This is a genomic window from Bacteroides sp. An279, from assembly GCF_002159615.1.
GTDB classification, from domain to species: Bacteria; Bacteroidota; Bacteroidia; order Bacteroidales; family Bacteroidaceae; genus Phocaeicola; species Phocaeicola intestinalis.
The window spans coordinates 23,403-45,949 of the sequence record NZ_NFJA01000022.1 but is presented as its reverse complement, the minus strand read 5'-3'; the positions used below and the strand labels follow the sequence as shown (position 1 = coordinate 45,949).

The 22,547-nt window shown below is 40.1% G+C and carries 20 protein-coding genes, 2 tRNA genes and 1 pseudogene; 18 read left to right on the top strand and 5 right to left on the bottom strand.

The window, feature by feature from the left end; translation table 11 throughout:
* Nucleotides 1–185 precede the first annotated feature (185 nt).
* Nucleotides 186–2,831, bottom strand: a complete 2,646-nt coding sequence (locus tag B5F78_RS05990) for a calcium-translocating P-type ATPase, PMCA-type (protein ID WP_087249049.1) — start codon at nt 2,829–2,831, stop codon at nt 186–188.
* A 159-nt stretch (nt 2,832–2,990) separates the two neighbouring features.
* On the opposite strand from B5F78_RS05990, the gene B5F78_RS05985 reads away from it, so the two are divergent.
* The 5 genes from B5F78_RS05985 to B5F78_RS05965 all read left to right on the top strand — a co-directional run bounded on the left by B5F78_RS05985 (nt 2,991) and on the right by B5F78_RS05965 (nt 7,371).
* A tRNA-Ile gene (locus B5F78_RS05985) sits at nt 2,991–3,064 on the top strand.
* A 152-nt stretch (nt 3,065–3,216) separates the two neighbouring features.
* Nucleotides 3,217–4,485, top strand: coding sequence for a phage integrase SAM-like domain-containing protein (locus B5F78_RS05980; RefSeq protein ID WP_087406278.1), 1,269 nt, complete (start codon nt 3,217–3,219; stop codon nt 4,483–4,485).
* Between the two features lie 147 nt (nt 4,486–4,632).
* Nucleotides 4,633–5,490: a hypothetical protein gene (locus B5F78_RS05975; protein ID WP_087406275.1), complete on the top strand. Its 858-nt coding sequence runs from the start codon at nt 4,633–4,635 to the stop codon at nt 5,488–5,490.
* A gap of 120 nt (nt 5,491–5,610) precedes the next feature.
* Nucleotides 5,611–6,519, top strand: coding sequence for a hypothetical protein (locus B5F78_RS05970; RefSeq protein ID WP_087406274.1), 909 nt, complete (start codon nt 5,611–5,613; stop codon nt 6,517–6,519).
* Nucleotides 6,520–6,597: 78 nt separating this feature from the next.
* Nucleotides 6,598–7,371 (top strand): hypothetical protein, encoded by a 774-nt coding sequence (locus tag B5F78_RS05965; protein ID WP_087406273.1) that lies wholly within the window; start codon nt 6,598–6,600, stop codon nt 7,369–7,371.
* A gap of 42 nt (nt 7,372–7,413) precedes the next feature.
* Here B5F78_RS05965 and B5F78_RS05960 read toward each other — a convergent pair whose 3' ends face one another.
* Nucleotides 7,414–9,195: a hypothetical protein gene (locus B5F78_RS05960; RefSeq protein ID WP_241148255.1), complete on the bottom strand. Its 1,782-nt coding sequence runs from the start codon at nt 9,193–9,195 to the stop codon at nt 7,414–7,416.
* Nucleotides 9,196–10,079: 884 nt separating this feature from the next.
* Between B5F78_RS05960 and B5F78_RS05955 the strand changes: the two genes are divergently transcribed.
* The 13 genes and pseudogenes from B5F78_RS05955 (at nt 10,080) to B5F78_RS05895 (ending at nt 17,275) form a co-directional block, all read left to right on the top strand.
* The gene (locus B5F78_RS05955) at nt 10,080–11,108 is read left to right on the top strand and encodes a DUF3871 family protein (RefSeq protein ID WP_087406272.1); all 1,029 of its coding nucleotides are present in this window, start codon (nt 10,080–10,082) and stop codon (nt 11,106–11,108) included.
* A 103-nt stretch (nt 11,109–11,211) separates the two neighbouring features.
* Complete coding sequence (locus B5F78_RS05950; RefSeq protein WP_087406271.1) at nt 11,212–11,484, top strand: hypothetical protein; 273 nt, start codon at nt 11,212–11,214, stop codon at nt 11,482–11,484.
* Nucleotides 11,485–11,869: 385 nt separating this feature from the next.
* Nucleotides 11,870–12,313 carry a hypothetical protein gene (locus tag B5F78_RS05940; protein WP_087406269.1) on the top strand — a complete coding sequence of 148 codons (444 nt, stop codon included), beginning with the start codon at nt 11,870–11,872 and terminating at the stop codon, nt 12,311–12,313.
* Between the two features lie 30 nt (nt 12,314–12,343).
* On the top strand, nt 12,344–12,766 hold the full coding sequence (locus tag B5F78_RS05935; RefSeq protein WP_087406268.1) for a hypothetical protein: 423 nt from the start codon (nt 12,344–12,346) through the stop codon (nt 12,764–12,766).
* Nucleotides 12,753–13,130, top strand: coding sequence for a hypothetical protein (locus tag B5F78_RS05930; protein WP_087406267.1), 378 nt, complete (start codon nt 12,753–12,755; stop codon nt 13,128–13,130). The genes B5F78_RS05935 and B5F78_RS05930 overlap by 14 nt, the downstream gene beginning before the upstream one ends.
* Nucleotides 13,131–13,271: 141 nt before the next feature.
* Nucleotides 13,272–13,559, top strand: coding sequence for a hypothetical protein (locus B5F78_RS05925; RefSeq protein WP_140400053.1), 288 nt, complete (start codon nt 13,272–13,274; stop codon nt 13,557–13,559).
* Nucleotides 13,560–13,593: 34 nt separating this feature from the next.
* Entirely contained in the window at nt 13,594–14,127 is a 534-nt protein-coding gene (locus tag B5F78_RS05920) for a hypothetical protein (RefSeq protein WP_087406265.1), read from the top strand.
* A gap of 208 nt (nt 14,128–14,335) precedes the next feature.
* Complete coding sequence (locus B5F78_RS05915) at nt 14,336–14,617, top strand: xenobiotic reductase B (protein ID WP_087406264.1); 282 nt, start codon at nt 14,336–14,338, stop codon at nt 14,615–14,617.
* Between the two features lie 2 nt (nt 14,618–14,619).
* Nucleotides 14,620–15,216: a zeta toxin family protein gene (locus B5F78_RS05910; RefSeq protein WP_087406263.1), complete on the top strand. Its 597-nt coding sequence runs from the start codon at nt 14,620–14,622 to the stop codon at nt 15,214–15,216.
* A gap of 14 nt (nt 15,217–15,230) precedes the next feature.
* A complete protein-coding gene (locus B5F78_RS17520; RefSeq protein WP_164470541.1) occupies nt 15,231–15,401 on the top strand; it encodes a hypothetical protein in 171 nt (56 codons plus the stop codon).
* A gap of 213 nt (nt 15,402–15,614) precedes the next feature.
* Nucleotides 15,615–15,720: transfer RNA gene (locus B5F78_RS05905), tRNA-Met, on the top strand.
* A 614-nt stretch (nt 15,721–16,334) separates the two neighbouring features.
* A pseudogene (locus B5F78_RS05900) lies at nt 16,335–16,727 on the top strand (integrase); the annotation flags it as partial.
* A 71-nt stretch (nt 16,728–16,798) separates the two neighbouring features.
* Entirely contained in the window at nt 16,799–17,275 is a 477-nt protein-coding gene (locus tag B5F78_RS05895) for a hypothetical protein (RefSeq protein WP_087406262.1), read from the top strand.
* A gap of 187 nt (nt 17,276–17,462) precedes the next feature.
* Here B5F78_RS05895 and B5F78_RS05890 read toward each other — a convergent pair whose 3' ends face one another.
* The 3 genes from B5F78_RS05890 to B5F78_RS05880 are packed head-to-tail and all read right to left on the bottom strand — an operon-like array spanning nt 17,463 to nt 22,524.
* A complete protein-coding gene (locus B5F78_RS05890) occupies nt 17,463–18,065 on the bottom strand; it encodes a metallophosphatase domain-containing protein (RefSeq protein ID WP_087406261.1) in 603 nt (200 codons plus the stop codon).
* Nucleotides 18,065–20,527, bottom strand: coding sequence for a DUF262 domain-containing protein (locus B5F78_RS05885; RefSeq protein ID WP_087406260.1), 2,463 nt, complete (start codon nt 20,525–20,527; stop codon nt 18,065–18,067). The genes B5F78_RS05890 and B5F78_RS05885 overlap by 1 nt, the downstream gene beginning before the upstream one ends.
* Complete coding sequence (locus B5F78_RS05880; protein ID WP_087406259.1) at nt 20,524–22,524, bottom strand: DUF262 domain-containing protein; 2,001 nt, start codon at nt 22,522–22,524, stop codon at nt 20,524–20,526. Before B5F78_RS05880 ends, B5F78_RS05885 begins: the two co-directional genes overlap by 4 nt.
* Nucleotides 22,525–22,547 lie beyond the last annotated feature (23 nt).

Below are 22,547 nucleotides of genomic sequence, written 5' to 3'. Positions count from 1 at the left end.
TTTCGCTCCTGTTCTTCGTCAGATAGCCCGCTATCTTCCTCATCACACAAGCGAAAATGCCTCAAAAACTCATCCCAAATCATCGCACGATAAATTCAAAACAGCTTCTAAATTAAAAGAATCTGCGCTAATCCGTGAAAATCTGTGTTTCTGGTAATATTCATTTAATTTTGCACACTTACTTATCAGTTCTTAGACAAACGCTTGATGCCTCGCCAAATTTCGCCAATCCATAATACGAACGACGTGCCGCCGATGATATAAAGCCATTCCATAAGCGGAAGCGGTTCGGTGCGGAACACTTTGCCGCCGAAGGTGACGATGATGAACTGTCCGACCAGGATAATCAATGCCACACTCAGCATACCCAATGCGTGGCTGGCGTCACGGAAGATGGAATGGTTGGTTCCGAATACGCTGGCATTGAACAGATTCCAGAACTGGAGCATGACGAATACCGTGAAGAATACGGTAAGGTAGTGCACGTTCATTTCGCCGTTGGGAAGCAAGCCTTCGGGTAATCCCTTGAAATAAGCCAACATACCCATCAGGATGACGAGGAATCCCAACCCTACGCCAAAGATGTTGTTGCGCATCGCCGGCGTGATAATGAAGTCGGTACGTTTACGAGGTTTCTCGTTCATCACGTCCATGCTGGGCGAAATAGATGCCAGTGCCATGGCGGCGAAGGTGTCCATAATCAAGTTCACCCAAAGCATCTGCGTCACCGTAAGCGGAAGGGAAGTGCCGAAGAATGCGCCTAACAATACGCTCAGCAAAGCTACTACATTGATGGTCAGCTGGAATACGATGAAACGTTGGATATTCTTATACAAGGAGCGTCCCCACATCACGGCGGTGGCAATGCTATGGAAGGAATCATCGAGCAAGGTGATGTCACTCGCCTCTTTAGCCACCGATGTACCTGTACCCATCGAAAGTCCTACCTGTGCGTGGTTCAATGCCGGGGCATCGTTGGTTCCGTCGCCTGTTACAGCCACTACAGCACCTTTCTGCTGCAGGAGTTGCACCAATCGTTGCTTGTCCATCGGGCGGGCACGGCTCATCACTTTCAAGTCGAGCACACGGTCGAGTGCTTCTTCATCGCTCAAAGCGGCAAACTCCACGCCCGTAATACGGTTGCGTTCGGTATCTTCGGGTTTCCACAAACCTATCTGACGGGCAATCTCGGTAGCTGTTCCCGGTGTATCGCCGGTCACAATCTTCACGCTGATGCCTGCCGACTGGCATTTCTTCACGGCATCAGGCACATCGGGGCGAATCGGGTCACTGATGGCAAAGATGCCCAAGAAGGTCAATCCGCCCTCGTTTACCAGTTCGGCACAATCGGTCGATGCATCTGTGGGCACTATCTTATAGGCAAGCCCCAAGGTACGCATCGCCTTGTTCTGGTAAGCAAGCAGCTGCTCATTGTTGGCATCTACCTGTTCCTTGCTTACGTTGCATTTTCCCATCACGATTTCGGGCGCACCTTTCACGTAAAGTATCCGCTTTTGCTGGATAGGCGAATCTACCAGCGTAGCCATATACTTGCGTTCGGTGGAGAACGTAAGTTGGTTCACCACTTTAGCACCTGCCCGCAGCGTTTCATAATTCTTACCCTTGCCGTTGAGCCAAAGCAGCAGTGCCACTTCAGTTGGATTTCCTACACCCGACGGCTTTTCACCTGCCGCTTTCTCTTCAAGGAAAGCGGTAGAGTTTGCCGCAATGCCTTCTGCTATCAGGTCGGGTTGGCTTTCATCCAGTTTTGCGTCATATACCTGCATCAGATTCTGTGTCAGTGTACCGGTTTTATCCGTACAAATTACGGTGATGGCACCCATTGTTTCGCAAGCATGCATCTTCCGCACCAGGTTATTGGTTTTCAACATCCGGCGCATATTCAAGGCAAGACTAAGCGTAACACTCATCGGCAAGCCTTCGGGAACAGCCACGACAATCAAGGTAACCGCCATCATGAAGTATTTCAATACTATGCGGGCGATGTCAAGCCATTGATGCCAGTCGCTTATTGTATTCACTTGCAAGTAAGCATACAGATCTTTCGAGGTAAATATAATAAAGGTAAGTGCCGCAATCGTAAATCCGATTTTCCCGATTAAGTCGGCGAGTTTGGTCAACTGAATGTTCAGCGGAGTCTGTTCCTGGCTTTGCTCCGTAGCCTGGCGCGCTACTTTACCGATTTCAGTAGCATCGCCCACACGTTCTACCCGCATCATGCCATGCCCGTCAGTAATGGTTGTACCGCGCATCACGCTGTTCGAGGGGTAGGTAGCCTCTTCATCAAAGTCAGCTTCCACTGTAGTCTTGTTTACCATCAATTCTCCTGTCAGACTCGATTCATTCACTTGAAGCGATACGGCCTCCAGCAAGATACCGTCGGCTGGCACTTCTTCACCTGTGTTCAGAATGACGATATCACCTACCACCACATCTTTGCGGGGAATCTCGTGTACCTTCCCGTTTCGGATAACCGTAACAGGAGTTTCTTCGCCCACTGCATTCAGCAGGTCGAACTTTTTGTTTGCATCGTATTCGAAATAGAATCCGATGCCTGTAGCCAAAAAGATAGCAAAGAAAATGCCAATGGTTTCGGCATATTCATTCTCAATAATAGAAATGATAAGTGAAAAGACTGCAGCGACCAACAACACCCGGATAACAGGGTCTTGGAATTTTTCCAGATACAGTTTCCACATAGATGGTCGTTTGGGAGGAGTCAGAAGATTGACTCCATACTTCTCACGACTGGAGAGAACTTCCTGATCAGACAATCCAGTCAGGTGCGGTTCATTAGTTTTTTGTGACATAATGCCTGTTTATTAGTTAATTTAAGTGCCGCAAAAATACAATATATATTGGAAGCATTGCTCGTGATTAGTTTTTTTTTGCAAAAAAACCGCTTAAGTATTGCAAAAGTCAGTCAAAACAATTACTTTTGCACCAGTTTTTAAGGGATACTTCTAATAGGACTTGTAGCTCAGTTGGTTAGAGCAACAGACTCATAATCTGGAGGTCCCAGGTTCAAGCCCTGGCTGGTCCACTCGAAAACAAAGCGTTAATTGCACGAAATCAAGCAGTTAACGCTTTTCTTTTTGCCCTCTTTATGCTCCTGTGGCAATCTTAAACATACAGTTATCTGTGCCTTTCACATCATTTGTTGACTAATTGTTGACTAATTAAAAGATGTGCAAGATGCTGACTATCAAAGCAGAAATCAAGAAGCAAGAACAGAAGTTGGATGGAACGTACAATGTCAAGCTACGGTTTACCCTTGACCGGAAAGTAAAGCGTTTGTCAACGAGTTTGTTTGTCACCAACAAAGACTTAACTAAAGACTTGAAAATCAAACAGACATCATCTATCAGGCAAGAAGTGGATAGCCTGATTCGCAGTTATCAGGAGAAGTGTGCCAAGCTACAAATTGAACTAAACCATTATACACTTGATGAAGTAATGGACTATTTGGACGGTGAACGTCAGAAGCAGCAAACCATTGACTTCATAAAGTTCAGTCGTGAGTGGATAGCCTCAGCTACTATTAAAGGCGCAGCCAATTACACGTCTGCCCTTAATGCCTTAATACGCTTCATTGGCAAAGAAGAATTGGACGTGAATCTGATAACCCTTGACTTCTTAGAGAACTTCAAAGCGTTTTTGAATAAAGAGCGTGAAGCAAGAACAAAGAAACTGATAGCACAAGGCAAACGTGTTCCCTCTAATCGTTCCTTGTCCCTCTATTTGGTGAGCATCAAAAAGCTATTCAATGAAGCTAAGAAGAAGTACAACAGAAAAGACAAGAATCTGATTCTGATACCCCACTCACCTTTTGAGGACTTTGCCATACCCAAGCAGGAAGCTACACGTAAGAGAGCCATATCCACAGACATCATAAAGAAGATATGGAAGCTGCCTTATAAAGACATGAAGAAAGGCTATAAAGCCACTTGCCGCTATAATTTGGCAAAAGATTGCTTTATTCTCTCATTCTGTTTAATGGGAATCAATTCAGCAGACCTTTATAATGCCACAGAAATGAAGAATAACACTATCACCTATTATAGAACCAAAACGAAAGACCGCAGATTGGATAATGCGAAGATGGTAGTAGATGTTCCTCAAATAATTTTGCCTTTAATAGAGAAGTACAAGGACAAGACAGGTAAGCGGTTATTCAACTTCTATCAATACTATGCAGATGAAAAAGGCTTCAACAAAGCCATCAACTATGGGCTTAAAGAGATTGGTGCTACATTAGAAGTGGATGATTTGGAATATTATGCTGCAAGGCATAGCTGGGCTACCATTGCCTTGAACAAAGTCGGCATTGATAAATATGTAATTCATGCAGCTTTGAACCACATTGACGATTCTATGAAAGTGACCGATATTTATATAGAGCGTGATTTTGTGAATGAGAATAAAGCTAATGATAAGGTGGTGAGATATGTGTTTGGCAAATAATTCTGAAAGAGTAACCCAAATCTACCCTGACAGTTTTGACAATGAGCAGATAGATGAAGCAATGAAATCACTGTTTTAATGAAAATAATCCTATTTATCAGAACGATAGGCAGGATTATTTCTTAATTTTGTAGCAAAACAGCATTTATGGAAATATCCGACTTTCTAAGAAAACGAGAACCACTCCCTACATTACCTGGCGATTACAAGGAAAATGCAGAATGGGAGGAAGAAAGATTATTTAATGCTTGGATAAAGAAATATCCGGCAGAAAAATGTACCGACATAAAAGAACGGTTACAATATATCCGTAAATATGCTTTGCTCTATCCTGATTTTGATGGTGAAGAATGGTTCCCATCCCAAGCCGCCATAAACTATTATGAAATTAGACAGGAAAGGCTTGAATACTGCAAGTTGTCAGAAACAGATTTCTATTCACTGAAAGAAATACAGGAATCAATCAAGGAGTTAGGCATACAGCCAAAACCGACTTTTGAATTTATCGTTTATTTATGGGATATACTTAAAAGATGGTGGGAACATGGAGATGTTGAACTTGTAACAGAAAGGATAAAGCGTCTGTTCGGCTTGATTGAGAAACAGCCTGATGTACACCTGAAACTTGATGTAAGTGTTGGCAGGAAACATATAAAATTTGAAAATGATAGATTCATAAAGTCTTTGTTTGCTGTTTTCCTTAATTCAAATGTTGAGGGCTTAAACAGTGTTGAAACCGTCAAACCTGACAAACTTGAAATAGATTATATCTTGATAAAGACCCTGCTAGATAACCTCCCAATAAAATATACGAAAGAAAAGAAAGGTAAATACACAAAGGCGGAGAGGATTTTTTCTCTTAGCGTTCTTTGGCTGACAGGGGAAATTGCTCATGGAAAAAATGACTGCCCATTGGATACAGAAACTTTTAATAACGGGACATTTGACTTGTTGATGAGAAGATACAAGGATATGCCATTACCAGCAGTGTTTGCTTTACATTAGAGTAAGAAAAGCGTGTTTTTCTTACTTGTAATTGAACCTTGAAGCCGTAGTACCTTTGCACCTGAAATCAGACAGCAGACCACACGTTGTGGCTGACTTATCCCTGATTACACTGGAAATATGAAGAAAGAAAATTATTTTCAAGTCGAAGTTTCAGTAAATAACGAAACTCGTAAGGTGGCTTTCGCCAAGGGCATTAACCGTGAAGTGAATTTTGCAAACGTCAAAAAACTATTGGCTGAAATGGGCCTCAAAGGCTACCGCAAGGCAGAGATGGTACAGGTCTTTCGTGCTGAGGATGCTATTGCCAATGGGGACATTGTTCTTATTGACATCAATGGCAATGAAATCAACAAGGACAATGCGAATGGCTATTATCTCATTATTGACGGGCAACACCGTGTTTATGCCGCTTCTATGCTCAATCGTGAACGTGAGAAACAAGGTGAGCGTACATTTCAAGTTCCCGGCATACTCATAGAGCTTGCAGAAAATGAAACCATTGCGGAATATATCTCCGCCGTAAACATCACTAAAATGCCGTGGAAAACGGATGATTATATTCGTGGTGCAGCCAATGTAAAACAAGATGAGTTACTTGATAAATACAATGAGCTTATCAGGACAGACGATAACCCCAACGGCTATCCTCTAAGCACATTGAACATAATCTATTGTAACAATCCCAAAGCCATGAATAAGACAAGCCTGTCATTACTCTGTCAAGGCAAGAATGAGAAAGGTAGAGGCAAAGTGAAGAAGCCAATTATTCCAGCCCACAATATAGAGCGTGGAAACCGTTTTATCGCACTTTGTAAGGATAAAGGGTTCTCCGACAAAGACATTTCCAAACGATACTTGTCCGAAAGGTTTTCCGATTTATTCAATGAGGGTGGAGAAGATAAAGCCTTTGACATATTCAGCCGGATAACACCTAATGACTGTCAAGCCATGCACAATGACAAGGGCAATCTCATAGAAGAAAAAGTGATTGAACAATTCCGATTAATTGAAAGCAGAATAGCGTAACCTACAAATGGATATGGCTTTCAGAGAATCCCCTTATACGGGGATTCCTGAAGCTGTCGGTAACAAAAATTTGAACACATGATACTATATGAAAGGAAAGGGAATATGTACGAGTTTGTAACTCATACATGGAATCCGATAAAAGGTAAGTGTTACCATGATTGCAGTTATTGTTACATGAAGAAAATCAACCCTGATGCGCAGCCGGTTAGGCTTGTTGAAAATGAATTGCAAGGGGATTTTGGAATAAACAAATTTATATTTGTAGGTAGCAGTACTGATATGTTTGCACAGAATGTAAAAGACGAATGGATAAAAGAAGTTCTTGATTTTTGCCTTGTTAAGACCTCCCGACAAGCACAGCAAGAAAGGACACGTTTTATGTTTCAGACAAAGAATCTACAACGCTTGTTGCAATTCATCAGCCACCCGTTGTTTGATGTGGAAAGAAAGCAAGCCGTAATTTGCACCACATTGGAAACAAACCGTCATTATCCTGATATTATGAACAATGCCCCACTCCCACAAGACAGGGCGGAAGCCATGAATGCCATAGCAAAATTAGGCATTGAAACTTTTGTGACGGTAGAGCCTATCATGGATTTTGACTTAGGCGAATTTGTGTCACTTGTCAAAAGATGCAATCCTCTGCAAGTCAATATTGGAATAAACACCAATGCAAATATAAAATTGCCCTGTCCTGCCATCGAAAAGCTGATTAATTTGATACTCTTGCTAACCATATTTACAAAGGTACATATCAAGAAGAATGCGAATAATGAAAACAATCTATGTAAATCGCTGATTCACAAACTAAAGAAGAATATATTCTTTGAACAACCTGTTCCTTAAAAAGTAAAGGGCATTCCGCATTACACGGTTTGCCCTCTATTTTTATACAAACTCATAGCCACTTTTCCGGCTACCGTCTGCCAACGGAATCTTTACAGGCTTTGTCCTAATTCCAAACCGTTTTTCCAAATGGCTTGCAACTCCCTTTTGCCTGATTCCATATTTTGCATACACTTCTTCCATTTTCTGCTTTATCATATCAGTAAGCATTCTTGTTCCAACAGGAAAGATAGCCCTGAACTCCTTATAAAGATGATAGGTTTCCCGTCTGTTCATCATTTCATTTTTAAGATTCAGTTCCTTATAACCAAGAGCCTTAATCCGCTCATAACCCAGCGAATCATAATACAGCTTCAAGTCCTCACATTGACGTTCCATGACTTCATCAACCAATACGAACATACAGGTTTCTTTGTTCCTACGATACTCGCAATAGCGTTTCATCCTATCGGCAAAGCCTTCTTTTTTAATAATACACTCCAACTGTTCCTCATAATCCAAATGAACCTCATTCCCACTAACATTAAAGCCGCTATCTTCCAACTGCTTCCTAACTGTAATGCCGTCCAAATAGTTCTCTTTCTGCACATCATAAGAAAAACACTCATTCAAATAAGCCATGTTGTTTACAAAGAAACAGTAGGTTGCCTCATTATAGCATACATAATGCTCACTATATTTATTCAGCTTTTGACAAGTTTGAATTTCTTTGATAGCAAATTCCCTATTCTTACCTGTCAAACTGTTTTTAAGTTGGGCATATTCATTGGAATCTTGCAGTTTCTTTTCCAAAGCAGACTTATAAGAATCATCTTTATTTTCTCCAACATCCACATTATAAATGAAAGTAGTCGTGTTCCTGAACGGATTGCATTCCAACCTTTGCCGACCAGCTATTTGAGCCAACTCCGTAGCAATGTCAATGGAAGTGTAGGCTTTCTTGTTGTCACTTATGACAAAAGTAGATGCGCAGGTTGAATAGAAGTCACACCCTGCAAAGGCTGTGGAAGTGCAAAACGTGAATTTCTTATGCTGTTCTCCTTTTAATGGAATCACACCTATTCCATAATCCAGCCCTAACTTCTTTACAAGCTGTTCATTTTCAAGAGTAGAAGCCACTACTATATTGACATCATCAGTCTGTAATCCTGTTTGCCTGATGATATTTATAATGTTGGTCACACTGTTCAAGAAGATAACACACTCTTTCGATTCCATCTTTTCTCCATCTATAAGGATGAACGGATAAATGCCTTTCTGATAGTTCCTGACTATCTCAATGGCATTGTTTATCGGATTCTTTGATTGCACCCTTTTGACAAACCTCTGCTCCACATTGCTCCACTCCAAGACTGTGTAGGGCAAATCCTTGAACCAATCCATTTGCCTCATATACTTGTCTGCAATAGGGGTGGCAGAGATATAAGTGACATACGAATAATCTCTCAATGTTTCTAATAAGGCTATTTCCGTTTCTGACTTGAATCCACTATCTATTAGAAGATATTGATATTCATCTACGACTACTCTCCAATTCGGCTTATCCTTTATAAGACCGTTCAATCGTGGAACAGAATCATACGTTGCCAAAAGTTTAGGCTTTGGGCTGTTTCTTAGATAATCTTCAATATCTCCATTCCTAACATCACCATAGACTGCCAAAGCCCCTTTATGCTGTTGGCACTTGTTTCTAATCAAGTTGATTCTTGGACTGCAAATGACAGTCTTATGTTCATCTTCAATGGCAAGGGTGGTAGCTCCACATCCTGTTATTCCCTTGTTTACAATTCCTCTCGGCAGTTCAAAGCCTGCCCATTTATTCAAATAATTTACATTAGTTGGTACTTTTATAGTTTTAACCATAACACAAAATTGAAAATACAACATATCCGAATCTCAGAATCTGTGTCCGATATTCCATCGGTTTAATCTTTATTATTAAGGAGGTCAGGACAAAAAATCAGACAGTCCAAAAAATCTTGAAGTCAATCTATCTTTCTAAGGACATCAGGAAAGAAAATCAGACAGTACCCACAAAATAAAACCGAAACACATTGTTTCCGGCTTTATTCCCATCTGCAAGAAATGGATATGTCGATTTTCTAATTAAAAGGGTCAGATAGTAATTTTTTCCTCTCTGAATCCTGATATAAGCAAATATATACACCTTTAAGGACACTTCCAAACGAAAATAGCTCCAACCATAAAAACAGTACCTTACATATTGTTCACGTCTATATTTCAACGATTTGGCTCACAATCATACAGGATGAGCAAGTAAAAGGACTTTTTTCGGCAATAACTTATGCTTATAGGGTAAAGTTGAAAAAAGTACCACTCATTATTGAAGCAATTACACCTTATGTTGTACCAACAGATTTTACCTATTTCATTTTATACAATAAGTTTTGACTTTGAATCTTGTACATATAGCACCACTCAATTCTAATTCGCAATAGCCCCTTTCCAACTTAAAAGCGACATACAACGCAAAACAGGAACTTGTGCCAATCAAAAAATACGGAAAGTGTTACATACAAGCGACTACACCTCAAAAAACTTCCCTCCCCATAAGTGGAATGGAAAAGTAAAACCTATCCGATAAGTACAGGAGAAAAATATAACCTATCCTACTATAAACTTCTATAACTATATGACAATGATAGTCATTGTCCTTGTAATCAATAACACTTAATCCCAATTAAATTATGGAAGCAACATTATTATCCGTACCAATGGTACAAAATCATTCATCATTTAGAGAAGAAGCAGAGTACGTTCCTTTTGAGGAAGTGAGAGAGGAAGAAAAGGTTTCTATCAAATCCAATGTGAATTTCTTGGAAGCTAACACTTCTGAAATCTCCATTGAGGAACTGACTACTCAATGCGTAGTGCCTACATGGGCAAATCAGGAGTTGACTATCTCACATCAGGATTTCATCCACACTGTGCATGAAGCAGCACAGACCATGTTTTCAGGTGAAACTATCTGTGAGCCTGCAATACGTGTGTCGCACATAGTACGTGGCAGGGTTCCGTCAGCACTTGGCAAGAAAGCAAGTGAGTTGTTGGAATCTGAAAAGACACAGTTCTACCAAAGACTGGCTTTTGCATTCACCATTCCCACCATCCATGAAAAGGTGAACGGGCAGAAGTTGGAGCTTTGCATTGGTGGTGTCAGGAACTATTCAGACCTAAACCTTTACAGGGTTAATAAAGGCATAGAGAAGTTCTCCGTCTTTATAGGTTGGAGGGTCAACATCTGTTCCAATCAAGTCCTTACAGGGGATGGGGTGAAACTCTCCTTAGAGGTGATGAACCTGAACGACCTTTATAAAGCTATCCTTGAACTGTTCTACAACTTCAACCCTGCGAGGGAGATTCACCTGATGCAGACCTTATCACAGTCTTACCTGACAGAGACCCAGTTTGCCCAAATAGTGGGTAGGATGAGATTATATCAGGCTCTGCCTAATGGCTATCAAAGAGCAGTACCCCGTTTGCTGATAACGGACAGTCAGATAAACAATGTCTGCCGTGATTACTTCACCAATCCAAATTTTGGAGCTAAAGGCAACACCATCTCCATGTTTGACTTCCACAACTTGCTGACAGAAGCCAACAAGAGCAGTTATATTGACACCTATCTGCAAAGGGCTGTGAATGCAACGGAAGTGGCGGTAGGCATCAACAATGCACTGCATGGAGATACGAAATACGCTTGGTTCTTGGACTAAGTGCTTATTGATTCACTTCTGACAATCGGGCATTCCTCATTATGGGGAGTGTCCGATTTTTATTCCTGACACTCTTATAAATATAGTAATAAACAAGATAAAAATGGACATACATAATACACGTGAATACAAGGCTGCAAAAGACTTGGAAAGAGCCTTGAATGATTATAGTTGGAATCCTGAAAGGTTTGCAGAAAGTACAAGGTTCTTTCATCGTACATTGCAGCAGAATTTAGTAAGGACTGTTGTAGCCATTATAAGAATGGTGGGCAGTGAGAACTATGGGACAGACCTTAGAAACAGGGCTGCACATGAGCTTTGTAAAAGGATAGTAGAAAGTGGTCTGTTGGATGATGCACATTTACCTTTCATCTAAAATGCTGTTATTTAGCAGAAATAAGCAAAAATCTTTTGTGTAGATGCAGATATTCAACGCTTTTTGCTAACTTTGTGGCTGACTTCCGAAAGGTTGTCAGACATAAGAGAACGAAGAGCGTTATTGAAACTCGCCTTTACTATCAAATTCTCGCAAAATTTGAATACGCAAAGAGGTCGGGTAGCAACAACGCTCACGCTACGGATATATACTATCCTGAAAGGGAGAACTATATACCTCGCAAGCGTGAGTGGCTGTTGCTTATCCATTTGCGTGGGCAATGCGAGAAGCCTGATAGTGTGGATGAGCAAGATACAGTCCTCACGCTTTTCGCATATAATAACTTAAATGTTCCAACGGGGGATGAGGAACTCATAGGTAAGAAATGAAAGTTACATATTATAATTACAATTTTCCTTTTACCGAAACATATCAGTATTGGGATATTACATATCACAAAAAATCCGGTTCAGAAGGGCTTGTAAAAATTGTAGCAGAAATCAAGCCAAGTTTTAGTGAACTACTAAAATTCTTGAAGGAACGTAGGCTTGTAAATAGCGATGACATTGCAACCAATATATGGGGTGCATATATTGCTCAAAGTTCAAATGGTAAAAGATTCGGTGAAGCATTAGCCAGTTTCTGCAACACTCAGTTCAATTTTCAATTATCTGCATGGGGATATTCATTCAGCAATGCTTTTGCCGGAGGTGATACAAGATGCACCGACAAGGCAATCAAAAAAATTAAGAAGCAGCTAACAGAACAACACTCCACTTCTTTAACAATGGACTTTGTAGAATATTTGACTAACAAGGGTTTATTGTAATATCTTTTATCGAATAGCTATTTACTTGAAATGGGATTATTAAAGTTTGCAATTAACATAAGAGAATTTGCTAGGATTGAAGAAGTTATTGAAACTTGTTGGGAAAAAGAATCTCTTTGCTATAAGTCTAAGATAAAAGCCGAGCCTGCAAATGTGTTCGTATCTACTTCATATGGGAAAGGTCGTTATATCAGTAACCACTTGAAACCAGCACTTTATGATGTTGATTGGGTAAAAGAAGATGCTGCAAAGCAATTTGTAATAATCGGTACAGCCTCAGATATCACAAGTCTTGAACGAATGAATACAGAATTGACGGAATATATAGCTAAGTTACTACAATTATATAAAAAATGCGAAATGGAACTCCCAGCAAATATACAACAAATCATCAACGAGCATAAAGATATTTCGTTCAAACTTAAATTCAGTAATCGATATGTGGTGGAATAGGATAATAGAATGGTTCACAAATAACAAGGAGAGGAATAAGTTTCTTAACGATTTCAATAAATCTGCAAAGCAAGCATTTATTATGGATGTTGTGCCCATATTTCTTAAAGCAGAATCTTCATTTGGGAATAACGCTTTTAAGCATCAATTTTCCAGCTTCTTATACCATGGACTTAAAATTAGAACCATGACAGGTGCTTTCTTGGCAGATAGTGACTTTATAAACATAGGGAATATGCTTGCTTCTAATCCTGCACTTACAAGACAACTTGTAACATTAGGTTATGATACACTTGAAATAACTAATAACGCCGGAAAGGTTGTTAAGCAATGGCAACTAACAACGCTTCTTGCTTTACAATAATAAATAGGAAATGCTATGTTGCACTTCTTTTGTAAATATTCACCACTCTATTTTACGATGTTCGCTTTACCGTTTATTTATAGCTATATTGACAAGCGACAATCAGCTTCTCTTGATAGCATAATAGTAGGAAAATGGAAAATGGTAGAATATGGAAGTGGCTATGTAAATGCTCTTGGTACTCATTGCTTTTACAAGGATGGTAAGGTTGACTGCCCACCTGAAACAGGTGAATTTACCTACCGCTTTATAAAGTCTGATTCGTTGATTATCTATAATAAGGGCTTTGGAGAACAGCATTTCAAGATACTCAAACTATCCAATGACAGCCTTATAAGGCAGATTAGCCGGCAAAGGATATATGCAGACAGCATAGACGAGCTTATAAACGGAGAGATTGAGAAATATATAAGAGTGACAAACGAGTAATAAGATATACGTTTAATATAAAAACAAAAGACAGATGAAAACATTAAGAATTATGGGGTTGCTCTTTGCTCTTATTACATTGAGCATAGCTCCCACAACAAGCAATGCGCAAACTTATAAAGGCTCTATTGAGGGTGGCAGAACACTGCATACCGATGATATGGGACTGTTTAGTACCACTGATATTTACACAACACATGGTTTTCAATTTAACCCATACCTTTATGTGGGTGCAGGTGCTGGAATACGTTTAGGAGATAGCTATACTGCCATTCCCATATATGCAGATGTTAACTACACCATGTTAAAGAAGAAAGTTTCTCCCTTCATAGATGCAAAAATCGGATATAGCCTACTTGATGCGTCAGGCTTTTATATGAATCCGGGAGTGGGCGTTAATTGGAACTTCTATAAAGGATTATCTGTGTTTCTAAAAGTTGGATATACCTACAATGCCAACCCTTGTGATGATTGGATAAAGCCAAATGAAATGGGATGGGTGTCAGAACAAAATAAAACGGATATTTACCCTCATGGTGTGTCTGTTTCTATTGGCTTCGGCTTCTAAAAAACTTGATAAGAAGAAATGGCATTTATTCAATATGGATGCCGTTTCTTTTTAGCTGGTACTTTTTTGAACGAATCCAATTTATAAGGAGGAGTAGAAAAATAGTCCTCTTGCTAAAAATCATACTTGAAAGGCATTTATCAGTGGCTTATTGTACTATAATTCAACAATATTCACTACCTTTGCTCAAAACAAATCATAGACTATTATGTGCGAATATGCAGAAATAGAAAACATTCAACTCTCCAATGGAAAGACCGTCAAGGAAGTGAATGAGAATGTCCGCAAGGAAGTGGAACACATTTACTTGGAGGGCTGGGCAAAAGGCATTTCTATTCCATTTTGGGATAAGCAAGGCAACTTCTATTTGGCTAATCCTGACGGTAGTGAAGATTTGGTAGAGTTCAACCGTAAGGAAAGAAGCTACAAGGTTATTTCAAGAGTTGCAGACAAGGGGAAAGGCAGATACGCTTACCTGTTAAACAGATAGGAATGGAAATACGTCCTGAATTTACAGTAATAGCAGGTGCAAACGGAGCTGGTAAGAGCCGTTTGTCTCCTTATTATTTGCATTGCAAATCTTTTGATGGTGATTTGCTTGCACTCAATCTGCGTAAGGAACATCCTGATTGGATAGAACGCTGGATAAGTGGTACAGTAGCAAGCGAATTGCAGAAGCAAAAAGATGAAGCCATTGCACAGCATAAAGACTTCGCTTTTGAAACAAACTTCTCCAACGACCTTATTTTGAACATGATTGGGGAGTTCAAGGAAGCCGGATATAAAATCTCGCTTTTATATTTCGGCTTAGGGTCTTTGGAAGAAAGCACAACAAGGGTGATGCAGAGAAAGTTATTTGGAGGACACGATGTTGCGAATGAAATCATAGAATACAACTTCTATGAGGGAATCAAGCGTGTACAAGAAAATCTGCATCTTTTTGACAATATCACATTTGTAGACGGGAACTCCAATTATGGAGAAATAGTGGCAATCTATATCAAGAAATCAGCTAAACACGAAATCACTAATCAGAGCTACGAATGGTTTAACCGTTTCTTTGCAGAAGCATTTGATAAACTAAAATAAAGGTAGTTTTGTCTATGGATAAAGAGCAAGCTATAAAATTGGCACAGCGCTATAAAGCGGCAGTCGCAGAACGGTTGCCCTTAAAGGCTCTTTACCTTTATGGCTCATACAGCAAAGGCAACCATACAGAGGACATCAACAATCCTCTCTATGCAGACATTCTCAAAACGGGAATACTGATATAAAAGCAGGAATCACCTACCGGAACAAATACCTTATCATAAAAACTATACTATCTCTCAATATAGGAATAGTTGCAAACAACTTACTAAATATAGCCTTTATCATTGCATAAACCCATAAGAATGACTATCTTTGCAACAAGAACGAATGTTGACTGATTGTTGACTAATTCATTCTTAATAGAGTTCATTAACTTGTTAGCAATGATGTGCAAAGGACTTGTAGCTCAGTTGGTTGCATAGGAAAGCGCAGCTTTTCTATGCCGAAGAGAGCAACAGACTCATAATCTGGAGGTCCCAGGTTCAAGCCCTGGCTGGTCCACGTTAGTAATCAAGCACTTACGAGAAATCGCAAGTGCTTTTTTCTTTGTCTGCGTAAACAATGCGTAAACAAACGGTTTGAGTAGGTTCTGTTTACACATAGAAATTCTATGAAATCCCATGCCATTCTATAACATAATTCATTGAAATATTCTGTTAATATGACTCTACTTGGCGGTTAAATAAGTTCAAATATATTCATTTACATCTTGATTTATAGAATAATATTGTACTTTTGTATTGCATAATGCATTTGTGGCAAGCCATGACCTTTGGTGGTATTCTTTCTTGAAAAAGAAAAGTGAGTTTGCCTAACCGCCGTGGGAGGGTTATCCCATTCCGATGAATCAATGCGTAGAGGGAGTGCCAGTCGGAGGGTACTCTATGACAAACGAAACGCGAGAGTTGCTTCAGGGGTTGAGATCGATTAGCATAAGCCCGGTTACCAGTCAGCGACAGAAGACAACGAGATTGCACCGCTGCATATAACGACAATGTTTTTATCTGCCTAAAGGATAGGAACTCTGTGGTTATATGCAGTGTTTTGTATATGTATGCCTCACATTGCAAAGCGTCTGTATTCAGAGGTTATGTTGAACATAAACAATGAATGCAATGGAAAAACTGACAAAGTCCCTGTCGCTTTTCAAGGAACGGAACTGTTCTGTTTCTGTCGTGTTGGATTCACGTACTCGCAGGAAAAACGCGTGCGAGTTTCCGTTATCTCTCCGTTTCACGATAGACCGCAAATTCTTTTATCTTATTGTCGGAAGTTCTTTCACTGAAAGAAAGTTCTCAGACATCTGTAATGCGACTAAATGCAAGAGCGAGAACTACAAACTTCAAAAAGAGTGGAAAGATACCTTTGTTCCCAAATACAAAGAAATGCTGATGAATCTGAACAAGGGTGGCATCCTGACATTTGAAATGGTACGCCAATGTATCATGGGTGAGGGTGTGATGCTATCCAAAGAAAACATGACCAAGTCACAATCCTTTATTGATATATGAACTATTAAAAGACAAGAATCAAGGGAATTGGAAAATCAAAAATCATTCCATCAATAAACGTTGATGATATGTTGAAAAAGGCTGGAATCAGCCATGAGATAGAGGCTGAAAAGCAGGATGCAGACAAGCGGTTCACAGAAATCCGTGAAGCAAAAGAGGCATTGCTGAAAATCCATCAAGACCTTCAGGATGCTATTAAAGCAGAGCGTGATACTGCAATGATATTGAAAACTGCTATTGATAGTTCCGGCAATATCATTAACGGTATTTGCAATGCGATTGTAAAAGCAGAACGAAACACGCGGTTCAAGGCAACTATAAAATTCGAACATCTTGTCCAGCTTCAACAGCTCTTAAACCAAGCCACTGAGACATGGAAAACCATGCTGGGAAATCACCGTTCCGAACAGGCGAAGATGCTAACGGAACATGAATCCAATATGCGCAAAATCCTTAGGCGGAATGAAGGTGTTTGGTTCTCTGACTTCTGGATGAAAGTATTGGTGATATTTTTGTTCGTTTATACGATGGCATTAGGAATGTAGGAATGGTTGTATATTGTTCCACATGAGGTATCATGTACGATGCCATCCAATAAGGCTGTTTTTCACCTCTACTATGGCCCGGTCTTTACCAGCAACTTGTCAGCAAATTAAAAAGCAAAGTTGGGAAAAGCGAATGAATTTCGCTGCTATTTCTTTGAACACATCTTCTGAATAATCAATACTTTCATTATATTTCAATCAGGTTCGAAAAGTTGAAGTTCGTGTAATCTCCATTCATGATTGCACCATTTGAGAAAATAGTTGAATCGTCTTTCTTTACGCCATGCTGTTTATGGATATGGCCAAACAGATGCAAACGAGGCTTTATTTCTTCTACTCTCGCTAAAAGTTCTGTCGAACCATAGTTTATCTCATCGTCAAAATCAAGAATGCCATAGGGCGGACAATGGGTAATTAATACATCTGTGTCGGCAGGTATGGCGGCATAGTTACGGCTCTGACGTTCAGAGATACAATCTTCCATAAACATGGGAACGCCATAAAAATTAACGCCATCAATTGTCACACCGGAATTGCATAGGTAATACACATTCTTATCCAACCCGTCTATCTTGGCTCCATATAGGCAGGCATCGTGATTGCCACAGATAAAAATTTTGTAGGAATAAGGGAGGTCGCAAAACCAGTTCATAAAATCAATGGCTTCTTGCTCACTTCCATTCATGGTGAAATCCCCTGAATGTACAAGGATGTCAGCATCGGGCAGCTGGGTGAGCCGCCGATGCTGACTGTGGGTATCGGAGAGGTGGAGGATGGATAGGCTGTTCATCAGATATTATTGTTTTCTATAAACTCTTTAAATTCAGTTTCTACCAGCTGACAGAAATACTCAATATATGAAATGCCATCAGCCGGCTTTTCGATATTAAAACAGTAAAAGTCCTGCCTATCGCCTTGCTCATTTTCCAACTTAGTGGTACGTCTCATGTAGTTCCAATCTTCCGTCATGAGATAGATATCGTATTCCCTATTGTTACGCTGCCGATACCATTGCAGATGCAGATCCTTTCCGTTTGCATGATAGATAAAGTTTATGCTAAAATTTCCCCAAAACAGTCCAGTATCGGCTATTCTGTTATTGCTGTCTGTCAATTCTATTTTGTTTGCATCCAACAATTGATTCAAATAGGAATCACGCATTTTATGCTCAAGCATCACTCCGTATTTACGACCGCAATAATATAAGGCATTATGCGGATCTCGGATGTACATATCTTCATTATTCTTGTTTTCCTTTACAAGGAATGTGACAAAAGATTCATTTGCCAATAGTTGCAGCCTCTCATCCTGCTTCTTTTCTTCCGAGGGAGCATCTCCCATCAACAGATGGTGAACAGGCTTGGCATAGATATATTCGTTTGAAGCATTGACTTTAGTCAGGATATTTTCTTTCCATGTCTCTGTACTCCAGTTGAATATCTTAGCATCCCTCCAGAATTGTGAATTAAAATCATCGCAGTAACTATATAATGTACGCAAAGCCTTCACGCGTTGGTCTGCCTGAACCCCTCCTTTATTAAACAACAACCTTGCGGTTTCCAATTTTTTATCGAAATTGTTCCAATCAGTCTTCCCATCTCCGTCAGTGAAAAGGAAAGCAATGGCACCTTTGAAGAACGCAAAGTTTTCTGCTGCATATATTTTTTCTTTCCAGTCAGGGGCTTTCATTATCTGTTTGGCTTTCGCTATTTCTTCCAGAAGTTGTCTTCGGCCGAATGTGTCTTTTATCTGACTTTCGTCTATTCCAGACAAATAAGCGGTAATGTCATCCGAGGCGTTGACAAGCATTGCTTCATCTCCAAGTTTGGGTAATTCGTTAATACCCTTTGCAAAGAAGCGAATGGCACTGATGCTTTGTACCTTATCTATATCGCTGTTTTCCACCATATTCCAAACAAAATGTATCCAGTCTTTCAGCCTTTCTAATTCTACTTTCTTGCATGTGGAGAGATAGACACAAATGGCATGAAAAACAACTTGCTGCGGATAGGTAAGCGTGTATGGACTGTTTCCTGTTTCGTAACGCGGAATGAAATAGAAGGGGGTGTTACTGGACTTTTGCTTGTCTGACTTCCAATAAGGCCTGAATAGTTCATCTATGGTCTGTTTGTCCTTCTCCTCATATAGTTCGCACAGATTGTTCAGACAAGCAGTAAGCACACGGATACAATCTGTGATAAATATGGGTTCGTAGACGGTTATGCTTTGATAATGACAGTCTGTTTTGCCCTCCTCCTTATCTGTGGCAGACAGCATCTTATACAAATTGTCGTTTATAATCTCTTTCTGTTTGGATTCTGTGTTGGCTATGTACCAGTTGAGAAAGAAGCGGTTGAGGAAACTCATATAGATTTCATCAATGCGGTATTCTTCGGAATGAAAATTCCAGAATATATCTGTCCAACGAGTATCCATCAGCACCCTGAAGCTATCTTCACTTGCATCATTCTCCGGTATTAAATACTTCCGGTCGTCCACTTTGTATTTCAGCAGGTCGGCTTTGAAATTCTCAAAGTCAGTCAGGGCTTTGCCACGGGCATTCATCTTGATGTACAGGTCATCGGTCAGTGGCATATTTTTGTCTTCCATGTTCAGAAGATAAAACTTGATCGGGGCTTTTTCTTTATCTTTTAGTTTCTCCAGAAGTTCCAACGCTTTTCCTTCTGTATTTATATTGATGAAATATTCTTCAATACCGTCGGTTATGTCTGTTGCGTTGCTGTCTTTAATGTTCGTACCATCTAACATGCGCAACATGGATTGTATGGTAGGGTCTTGCTCGTAGGCCGAATAATACCAACGTTGGTTGCGAATGAAAGCAGCGATGCCGTGTTTTTGGGGAGTGTAGCTTTCGTCAATCTCACAAAGTTTTTGGCAAAAGGTTCTGGACGATACCCTTGTTTCGTATGAGAATCGTTGCAGCACTTTCTTGTCTTCTTCCAAAGTTCCAGCACATAGAGCCAAATACCAATGCAACAGCCACAAAGTAGTTAAACGTTGCTGCCCGTCGAGCGGATAAAGAACACCTTTTTCAACACTTCCATAAACGAAATCAAGCACCAATTCAGTATTTTGTTGCTGTAAAGCATCAAACAACTGGCCAAGAAAACGTTCACGCAGGTATTCTTTACCTATTCTACCTTGTGCGTAGTCCCGCTGAATAATGGGAATGACGATTTTCTTTGATATCAACAGACTCCAGAATGAAATGTTTTTGCTATATTCAGTCATGATAGAAATTCTTTAAGTGTGACTTTGATATTGTTCATATAGGCTTTGGCATCTTCCTTATTCCAAGTATTGGGTTCGGACGATGCGTCGTTATAGTACTTCAGAAATACAGATTTGGTGCATGGCGGGATGAAAGAGGATTGGCCTTCTTGAACTTCACAATTCACAATTTTCCCATTCTCGTCAACAGTTGAAGGAAGGAATCTCTTACCCTGATCTTTGCCTATGATGACTCTTCGCTTGGCTGGAAAGATGGCATTGCCATAGCTCCGGTTGGTGGATGAATCCAGTAGGGCAAAGTTCCATATTTTGTTCTTCTCTGTCTGAGACAATCGAATATTCCCGTTTATGTCATCAATGGTGCTTCGCAACTCTTCAAATCGCTCGTTACGTGTATTCTGCTTGTCGGGGTCTTCGTTTTGTTCGTAATTCTTTCCAGTAAATTCCTTGAAGAATTTTTCAATATTATCCTTGATCTCCTTGAATTTCTCACCTTGGAGTCCAAAATAGGCATTAAGCAACCATTCGCGTTGAGATCGTATGTCGTTCAGTTGGTTCTCAGTGTTGGAATCGATATGCTCCACATCCCATCCTTCCGATTTATACAAATGGAACGGAAATTTGTAGAATACGCCTTCATTATATTTGCGGTTTTCTGCAAGCACCTTGTTTTGGTTGATGACAGTCTGTAGATTGTGCAAAAGCAAAATGGAAAGGCAATTCCGTTTGTTTCCGCCTTTAATATCTTGGGAACTTTCTGCGTCAACTTCATAGACGGTATTTTCAATGTCTTTATAACGGATACTTTGTTTGATTGCTCCTATGAGATATTTTTCTCGGAAAACTGACTTGGTGGCATATCCTGTCCATTTCTGATAAATCTCGTTCACAGTCTTCCCGGCACAAATCAAGAAACCAATGTAGTGATACAGTTCCTTGTCATTAAACCACTCCTGCAGGGTCTGGAAAATCTCTTTCACTTTCTCCCAAATGGTCTGCAAGGCCTTTTCCTTTTGTTTCTGTGTTTCTAAGAAATGGTTAAAGTAACGGAAGGTTTTGAGGTCATCACTTATTTGCATCTCTTCTTTATCCATTGTAGACTTACACTGCAGCATGTCTTCTTGGCAAATAAGGTCAAAGATAAAGTCGATGCGTGTAGGACTTTCGCTGCCGGGCTTGTTGAGAAACAGCCAAAACTCTTTGAATTGAAGGGAATATTCTATAACATCCCATTCCATGGCTATTTCTTGTTGCTGCAACCTGACTTTGCTGTAATCCTCCGTATCGAAGTTGGATTTGTTCAACAAGAGAGCCTTAATTAGTTCCGCATTGGTCAACGAAATTTTTCCGATGTTCAGTCGGGTAAACACTTCCTTAGGGTTGTTTTCCTCATGGATTTCATACCAGATGAACTTTACTTGATTGAGCAAGAAATTCAGGAAGCGAGTCGTATCTTTCCCTTCCCGCCATTTGCAGATTAACTTGACTGCTTGTTTAATATGGTAATAGTCAATGTTATCCTCTGGCTTAGAGTCAAAAGACTGACTTTCAATTTCACTCAAAATTTTCCGGATTCCGCTTAAGAAGAATTTGGCACTGTCCTCACGTGTTTCATACTCAAGTTCGTAAAAACGAGGATATTCTAGTACTTCCAAAATGAGGCGGATGGTGGTCAGCCGTTGCTGTCCGTCCACCACCTCCCATTGTTCTTTCGAAGCTTCCAAGATACGTCTGACTTCGCTCAGCTTGTCTGTCTTACGAATTTTCTCCATGATTGAGGATTCGTCGATAAGGGATTCGCTGATAGTTCTTTTCACCACAACCAATGGCTGCAGGCAATAGATTCCGGCATCCTCTTTCTTCTCGCTGAACTCAAAAATATCTTTCAGCAGATCTTTCACTTGTCGCTGCGTCCAGCGATATCCCCGTTGATAGGCGGGAATATAAAACGCCATGTTGCGCAGTTCCGCAATAGATTTTAATTCTAATGTATTCATCGTATAATGAGTTTATTTGTCGT

What these genes read in the sequence shown, in the direction of transcription:
- B5F78_RS05990 (WP_087249049.1), bottom strand. Translation starts at nt 2,831, where the DNA reads ATGTCACAAAAAACTAATGAACCGCACCTGACTGGATTGTCTGATCAG.
- B5F78_RS05980 (WP_087406278.1), top strand. Translation starts at nt 3,217, where the DNA reads ATGCTGACTATCAAAGCAGAAATCAAGAAGCAAGAACAGAAGTTGGAT.
- B5F78_RS05975 (WP_087406275.1), top strand. Translation starts at nt 4,633, where the DNA reads ATGGAAATATCCGACTTTCTAAGAAAACGAGAACCACTCCCTACATTA.
- B5F78_RS05970 (WP_087406274.1), top strand. Translation starts at nt 5,611, where the DNA reads ATGAAGAAAGAAAATTATTTTCAAGTCGAAGTTTCAGTAAATAACGAA.
- B5F78_RS05965 (WP_087406273.1), top strand. Translation starts at nt 6,598, where the DNA reads ATGATACTATATGAAAGGAAAGGGAATATGTACGAGTTTGTAACTCAT.
- B5F78_RS05955 (WP_087406272.1), top strand. Translation starts at nt 10,080, where the DNA reads ATGGAAGCAACATTATTATCCGTACCAATGGTACAAAATCATTCATCA.
- B5F78_RS05950 (WP_087406271.1), top strand. Translation starts at nt 11,212, where the DNA reads ATGGACATACATAATACACGTGAATACAAGGCTGCAAAAGACTTGGAA.
- B5F78_RS05940 (WP_087406269.1), top strand. Translation starts at nt 11,870, where the DNA reads ATGAAAGTTACATATTATAATTACAATTTTCCTTTTACCGAAACATAT.
- B5F78_RS05935 (WP_087406268.1), top strand. Translation starts at nt 12,344, where the DNA reads ATGGGATTATTAAAGTTTGCAATTAACATAAGAGAATTTGCTAGGATT.
- B5F78_RS05930 (WP_087406267.1), top strand. Translation starts at nt 12,753, where the DNA reads ATGTGGTGGAATAGGATAATAGAATGGTTCACAAATAACAAGGAGAGG.
- B5F78_RS05925 (WP_140400053.1), top strand. Translation starts at nt 13,272, where the DNA reads ATGGTAGAATATGGAAGTGGCTATGTAAATGCTCTTGGTACTCATTGC.
- B5F78_RS05920 (WP_087406265.1), top strand. Translation starts at nt 13,594, where the DNA reads ATGAAAACATTAAGAATTATGGGGTTGCTCTTTGCTCTTATTACATTG.
- B5F78_RS05915 (WP_087406264.1), top strand. Translation starts at nt 14,336, where the DNA reads ATGTGCGAATATGCAGAAATAGAAAACATTCAACTCTCCAATGGAAAG.
- B5F78_RS05910 (WP_087406263.1), top strand. Translation starts at nt 14,620, where the DNA reads ATGGAAATACGTCCTGAATTTACAGTAATAGCAGGTGCAAACGGAGCT.
- B5F78_RS17520 (WP_164470541.1), top strand. Translation starts at nt 15,231, where the DNA reads ATGGATAAAGAGCAAGCTATAAAATTGGCACAGCGCTATAAAGCGGCA.
- B5F78_RS05895 (WP_087406262.1), top strand. Translation starts at nt 16,799, where the DNA reads ATGTTGAAAAAGGCTGGAATCAGCCATGAGATAGAGGCTGAAAAGCAG.
- B5F78_RS05890 (WP_087406261.1), bottom strand. Translation starts at nt 18,065, where the DNA reads ATGAACAGCCTATCCATCCTCCACCTCTCCGATACCCACAGTCAGCAT.
- B5F78_RS05885 (WP_087406260.1), bottom strand. Translation starts at nt 20,527, where the DNA reads ATGACTGAATATAGCAAAAACATTTCATTCTGGAGTCTGTTGATATCA.
- B5F78_RS05880 (WP_087406259.1), bottom strand. Translation starts at nt 22,524, where the DNA reads ATGAATACATTAGAATTAAAATCTATTGCGGAACTGCGCAACATGGCG.